The sequence below is a fragment of the Niveispirillum sp. genome (assembly GCF_017996735.1).
GTDB lineage: Bacteria > Pseudomonadota > Alphaproteobacteria > Azospirillales > Azospirillaceae > Niveispirillum.
The window spans coordinates 1-5193 of sequence record NZ_JAGOGJ010000237.1 but is presented as its reverse complement, the minus strand read 5'-3'; the positions used below and the strand labels follow the sequence as shown (position 1 = coordinate 5193).

General features: G+C 64.8%; 6 protein-coding genes. 5 read left to right on the top strand and 1 reads right to left on the bottom strand.

Going from position 1 to position 5193, the window contains the following annotated elements; all coding sequences use genetic code 11:
• Nucleotides 1-62: 62 nt before the first annotated feature.
• The gene (gene thyA, locus KBA48_RS32315) at nucleotides 63-959 is read right to left on the bottom strand and encodes a thymidylate synthase (RefSeq protein ID WP_292912780.1); all 897 of its coding nucleotides are present in this window, start codon (nucleotides 957-959) and stop codon (nucleotides 63-65) included.
• Nucleotides 960-1060: 101 nt separating this feature from the next.
• Between thyA and KBA48_RS32310 the strand changes: the two genes are divergently transcribed.
• From KBA48_RS32310 to KBA48_RS32290, 5 genes are all read left to right on the top strand, one after another.
• Nucleotides 1061-1567 carry a dihydrofolate reductase gene (locus KBA48_RS32310; RefSeq protein ID WP_292912779.1) on the top strand — a complete coding sequence of 169 codons (507 nt, stop codon included), beginning with the start codon at nucleotides 1061-1063 and terminating at the stop codon, nucleotides 1565-1567.
• An 85-nt stretch (nucleotides 1568-1652) separates the two neighbouring features.
• A complete protein-coding gene (locus tag KBA48_RS32305; RefSeq protein WP_292912778.1) occupies nucleotides 1653-2147 on the top strand; it encodes a PaaI family thioesterase in 495 nt (164 codons plus the stop codon).
• Nucleotides 2120-2731 (top strand): TetR/AcrR family transcriptional regulator, encoded by a 612-nt coding sequence (locus KBA48_RS32300; RefSeq protein ID WP_292912777.1) that lies wholly within the window; start codon nucleotides 2120-2122, stop codon nucleotides 2729-2731. The genes KBA48_RS32305 and KBA48_RS32300 overlap by 28 nt, the downstream gene beginning before the upstream one ends.
• Nucleotides 2732-2819: 88 nt before the next feature.
• A complete protein-coding gene (locus KBA48_RS32295) occupies nucleotides 2820-3461 on the top strand; it encodes an elongation factor P hydroxylase (RefSeq protein ID WP_292912776.1) in 642 nt (213 codons plus the stop codon).
• A gap of 81 nt (nucleotides 3462-3542) precedes the next feature.
• Entirely contained in the window at nucleotides 3543-4910 is a 1368-nt protein-coding gene (locus KBA48_RS32290) for a cystathionine beta-synthase (RefSeq protein ID WP_292912775.1), read from the top strand.
• Nucleotides 4911-5193: the final 283 nt, after the last annotated feature.

The following is a 5193-nucleotide window of genomic DNA, read 5'->3' as shown; positions in this document are numbered from 1 at the left end:
ACGGCACGCCAGCCCATCCAGTCCCCCGAACTATACGACAATCCTCGTAAAAAGCAAGGACCCTACACGGCCACATCCGCCTTGATCGGCGGGTGCGGGTCATAGCCTTCGACCACGAAATCCCCGATCCGGTAGGCATCGATGCTGTCGGCCCGGCGGGCCAGGGTCAGGCGCGGCAGGGGGCGGGGTTCGCGGGTCATCTGTTCGCGGGCCGCGTCCAGATGGTTCAGATAGAGATGGACATCCCCGCCCATCCAGACAAATTCCCCCAACCGCAAATCCGCCTGCTGCGCCAGCATGGCCTGCAGCGCCACCGCCCCGGTCAGGTTGAAGGGCAGGCCCAGCAGCACGTCGCAGCTTCGCTGATACATCAGCCCGTTCAGGCGTCCATCACTGGTGACATGATACTGATAGACCATGTGACAGGGCGGCAGCGCCATGCCGCCCAGTTCCGGGACGTTCCAGGCATGGAACAGCAACCGGCGGCTGGCCGGGGTTTCGCGCAGCCCCTTGATCAGGGCGGCAATCTGGTCATGCTCCCGCCCGTCGGGACCCAGCCAGCGGCGCCATTGCTTGCCATAGACGGGGCCAAGCTCACCCCAGCGGGCGGCGAAGGCATCATCCTCCACGATCCGGCGCTCGAAATCGGCCTGGGTGATCTCCTCCCCCGTTTCACGGCGATAGATGGCCAGCGGCCAGTCGGTCCAGATCGTGACCTTGTCCTTCAGCAGCGGCTGGATATTGGTGCCGCCGGTCAGGAACCACAGCATTTCCCTGACCGCCATTTTCCAATAGACGCGTTTGGTGGTCAGGATGGGGACCGTACCGTCCGACAGGTCAAACCGCATCATGGCGCCGAACAGGGACAGGGTGCCGACACCGGTACGGTCCACGCGGCGGTCGCCACGGGCCAGGATATCGGCCATCAAATCCAGGTACTGCTGTTCAGGATGGCGCATCGACCGTCGGCTCCGGTTTCGCGGATATGCTGTGTTGGGTTGTTTTCATTAGCCCGGCCCGCGGTTAATGTCATCAACCCAACCGACCGGAGAAACCTGTCTTGCTCATTTCCCTGATCGCAGCCGTCGCCCGCAACGGCGTCATCGGCCATGAAGGCCGCATGCCATGGAAGCTGCCGAACGACCTGCGCTTCTTCAAGCAGGTGACCATGGACAAGCCGGTGATCCTGGGCCGTAAGACCTGGGAGAGCTTCGGGTCAAAGCCCCTGCCCGGCCGCCCGCACATCGTGCTGACCACCAACAGCGATTTCACGGCAGATGGCGCCACGATCGTCCACGATCTGGACAGCGCCATCGAGACGGGCAAGCGCCTGGCGGCGCAGGCCGGCGTCGAAGAGGTGATGATAATCGGTGGCGCCCAGATCTATGCCGCCGCGCTGCCGCTGGCCGACCGCATCTATCTGACGGAGATCGCCGCCACCCCGCCGGGCGACGCCCATTTCCCCGAATTCGACCGCACCGCCTATCTGGGCGAGGAACTGATCCTGCAGATGGCGGAAGGCCCCGACCGCCCCGCCTATCGCACCACCCTTTTCCACAAGCGCTAAGGCACCTGAGCGGTATCCACCCTTCATAAATGGTCTTGACCGATCGTTCGTTTCTGCTCAATGTCTCCATCGGAGACTTTAAGCCATGCTGAAAATCATCCTTCCCCTGTTGTTCAAGGTGAGGCCCAAGATGGTCTATGACATGATCCGCCAACAGATGGCGGGGTCGCTGCCTTTCGTGCGCCATTGCGGCATCGATCTGGTTGCCCTTGGCGATGGTGTCGCGGAGGCCCGGGTCACCGACCGGGCGGAGGTGAAGAACCATCTGGGCACACCCCATGCCGGCGTCATCTTCACCCTGGCGGAAACGGCCAGTGGCGGGGCGATGGCCGGGGCCATGGCGCCTGTCCTGATGAATGTCCGCCCCGTGGCGGCACAGGCGACGATCCAGTATCTGACCCTGGCCAAGGGCGATTTGCGCGCCGTGGCCCGCACAGGAAGGCCGGGCGCCGCGCTCCGGGCAGAACTGGAAGCAGAGGGCAAGGTGCGCTTCCCCGTGGAGGTGGAGATCACCGACGACGCCGGTCAGCCCGTGTCGAAGATGGTGGTGGAATGGTACGTCAGCCCCAAGCGGCCCTGACCGCGGAGCCGCCACGGCGCGACAGCTTCCATCATGGCGATGTGAGGGGCGCTGCCCTGTCGGCGGCCTTAGGCATGGTGGAGGCGGATGGCCCTGACGCCCTGTCCTTCCGGGCCGTGGCGGCGGCCATCGGGGTCAACCACCGGGCACTTTACCGCCATTTCGCCGACAAGCATGAATTGACGCTGGCTGTGGCGGCGCAGGGCTTCGATGGGCTGGCCCGCGTGATCCAGGCCGGATTCGATGCCGAGGGTGGCGGCGCCAGCCCCGGCCCGCTCTACCAAGCCTATGTCGACTTTGCCCTGGAACGGCCCGCACTCTATGCCCTGATGTATGGCATTCCGGGCCGGGATTACCTGACGCATCCGGCCTTGGCCCCATCCGTCGCCAAGGTCACCCGCCTTGCGGGCAAGGCTTTCCGCCGAGCTGACGATCCACCGGGATTCAGCATCGCGCTGCGGGACCGGGTCATGCGCGCCTGGGGGGAGGTGCATGGTCTGTGCGACCTGTGGCAGCGCGGCGCATTGCGGGCACGGGACGAACGGGCGGCCAAGGCCTATATCCTTGCTTTGCTGGCGCAATGATGCGCCCGCCACCTCTGCGCCCCGCGATATCCGGCCGCGATGCTTTGGCACTTCACGCCGGCACGCGGCCGGCTATCTTCTGCGCCCCATGCAACTGACCACCATCCCCGACCATATCCTGCCCGATGCGCTGGCAACCGTCGCCAGTCATCTGCCCCCCGGCAGCATGACCGCGCACGTGCTGGCCCGCATCGCCGCCACGCGCGATCTGATCGCGCTGGGCGTGGATACCCCCGCCCACCGGGCGGCTGCAGTCGACCTGGCCCGCGCCTTCGGCATCGGGGTGATTGATGAGGCGCCGCAGGATGCCTTTTCCTATGACGGTCATTCCATCCGTACCCGGTCGGAAGCCTATGTCCTGATCCATGAGGTGGCGCACTGGCTGGTCGCCCCACCCGAACGCCGGTCCCTGATCGATTTCGGCCTGGGTGCCGGCCCCGAGTCCGGGCGCGTGGAGGAGGCCAACCACGCCATCGCGGTGGGCAAGGAGGAACAGATCCGGGAAGAGGCCTTGGCCTCTCTTCTGGGCATCCTGTGGGAGGTGGAGTTGGGCCAGCCGGCCATCCTGGCCTTCCTGGAGCAGAACTGGCTGGAGGGCTGGGAGCGGCCATCCTGCGCGCAGAATCTGATCGACAATGTCGAGGCGCTTTTCCAGGCGGGTTTGATCACTGCGGACGGGCGGCCGTTCGCGTCGGAATCGTGCGTGGATCGCAGCCGCGCCGCAGCTTGATTTCGTTATTTCACGCCCCCTTGCGGGTGGTTTAAGGATGCGGTTCCCTGATGGCAAAACCATTTGCCCCAGGGGGGAAACATGTCCGGCGCACCCGCCATCCTGTCCTTGATCGGCAACACCCCGATCGTCCGCGTCACCCGTTTCGATACCGGCCCATGTGAGCTGTATCTGAAGCTGGAAAACCAGAATCCCGGCGGCTCCATCAAGGACCGCATCGCCCTGAAGATGATCGAAGCGGCAGAGGCCGAGGGCAAGCTGGCCCCCGGCGGCACGGTCATCGAGGCGACGGCCGGCAATACCGGCCTGGGTCTGGCGCTGGTCTGCGCCGCAAAGGGTTACCGCCTGATCCTGGTCATCCCGGACAAGATGGCGACCGAGAAGATCAACAATCTGCGCGCGCTCGGCGCCCAGATCCACATCACAAGGTCGGACGTGGGCAAGGGCCATCCCGCCTATTACCAGGACATTGCCGAACGCCTGTCGACCGAAATCCCCGGCAGCTTCTATGTGAACCAGTTCGCCAATCCGGCCAATCCCCGCGCGCATGAGGAATGGACCGGTCCGGAGATGCTGGACCAGATGGGGGGCGACATCGATGCCGTCGTGGCCGGCATCGGGTCGGGCGGCACCTTCACGGGCCTGGGCGCCTTCTTCGCCAAGGCCAGCCCCAAGACCGCCATGGTCATCGCCGATCCCGCCGGGTCGATCATCGCCGATCTGGTCAACAAGGGCACGCATGACGAGCCCGGTTCCTGGGTCGTCGAAGGCGTGGGCGAGGATTTTGTGCCGCCCATCTGCGACCTTCAATATGCCAAGGCCGCCTATTACGTCACCGACACGGAGAGCCTGAACGCGGCCCGCGACCTGCTGCGGCTGGAGGGCATCCTGGCCGGGTCCTCATCAGGCACCCTGTTTGCGGCGGCGCTGAAATATTGCCGCGCCCAGACCACGAAAAAGCGCGTCATCACCTTCGTCTGCGACACGGGCAACAAGTACCTGTCGAAGATGTTCAACGACGCCTGGATGGAAGATCACGGCTTCACCCCGCGCGACCGGCACAATGACCTGCGCGACCTGATGACCCGCCGTTTCGACAAGGGGCAGGTGGTCACGGTCGGGCCGGAGGATACGCTGCTGACCGCGTATAAGCGGATGCGGATTTCCGACGTGTCGCAGTTGCCCGTGATGGAGGGGGAGCGGGTGATCGGCATCCTGGACGAAAGCGACCTGCTGCTGCATGTCGAAAAGGACCCGGCCCGCTTCCGCGACAAGGTCTATACGGCCATGGTCAACCGGCTGGAGACCCTGCCTGTCACGGCCACCATGGCCGACCTGCGCGCCCTGTTCGACCGCAACATGGTGGCCATCATCATGGACGGCCCGGTCTTCCTGGGCCTGTTGACCCGCACCGACGTGCTGAACCATCTGCGCCGGCAGTTGGGGTAAGCAACGTCGCGCTCGCGCGCTTTGCTCTTGCTCCCTCACCCTCCCAAGCCTTTGGCTTGGGCCCCTCCCTCTCCCGCAAGCGGTAGAGGGGCGCAATCAAGCGCAACACCAAATTCCGCCCCTCGCCCACGTAATACTAACGGTCAAAATTCTTGACCGTTAGTATCGGCGGCGACTGCGGCCGCGCCGCACGTGCGGCGTTAGCCAAGGCTGCGGATGCAGCCGCCCGGCGCTTGAGGGGCAGGAAAGATTGACCGAAGGTCAAGATTTCATGCCCTGGTAT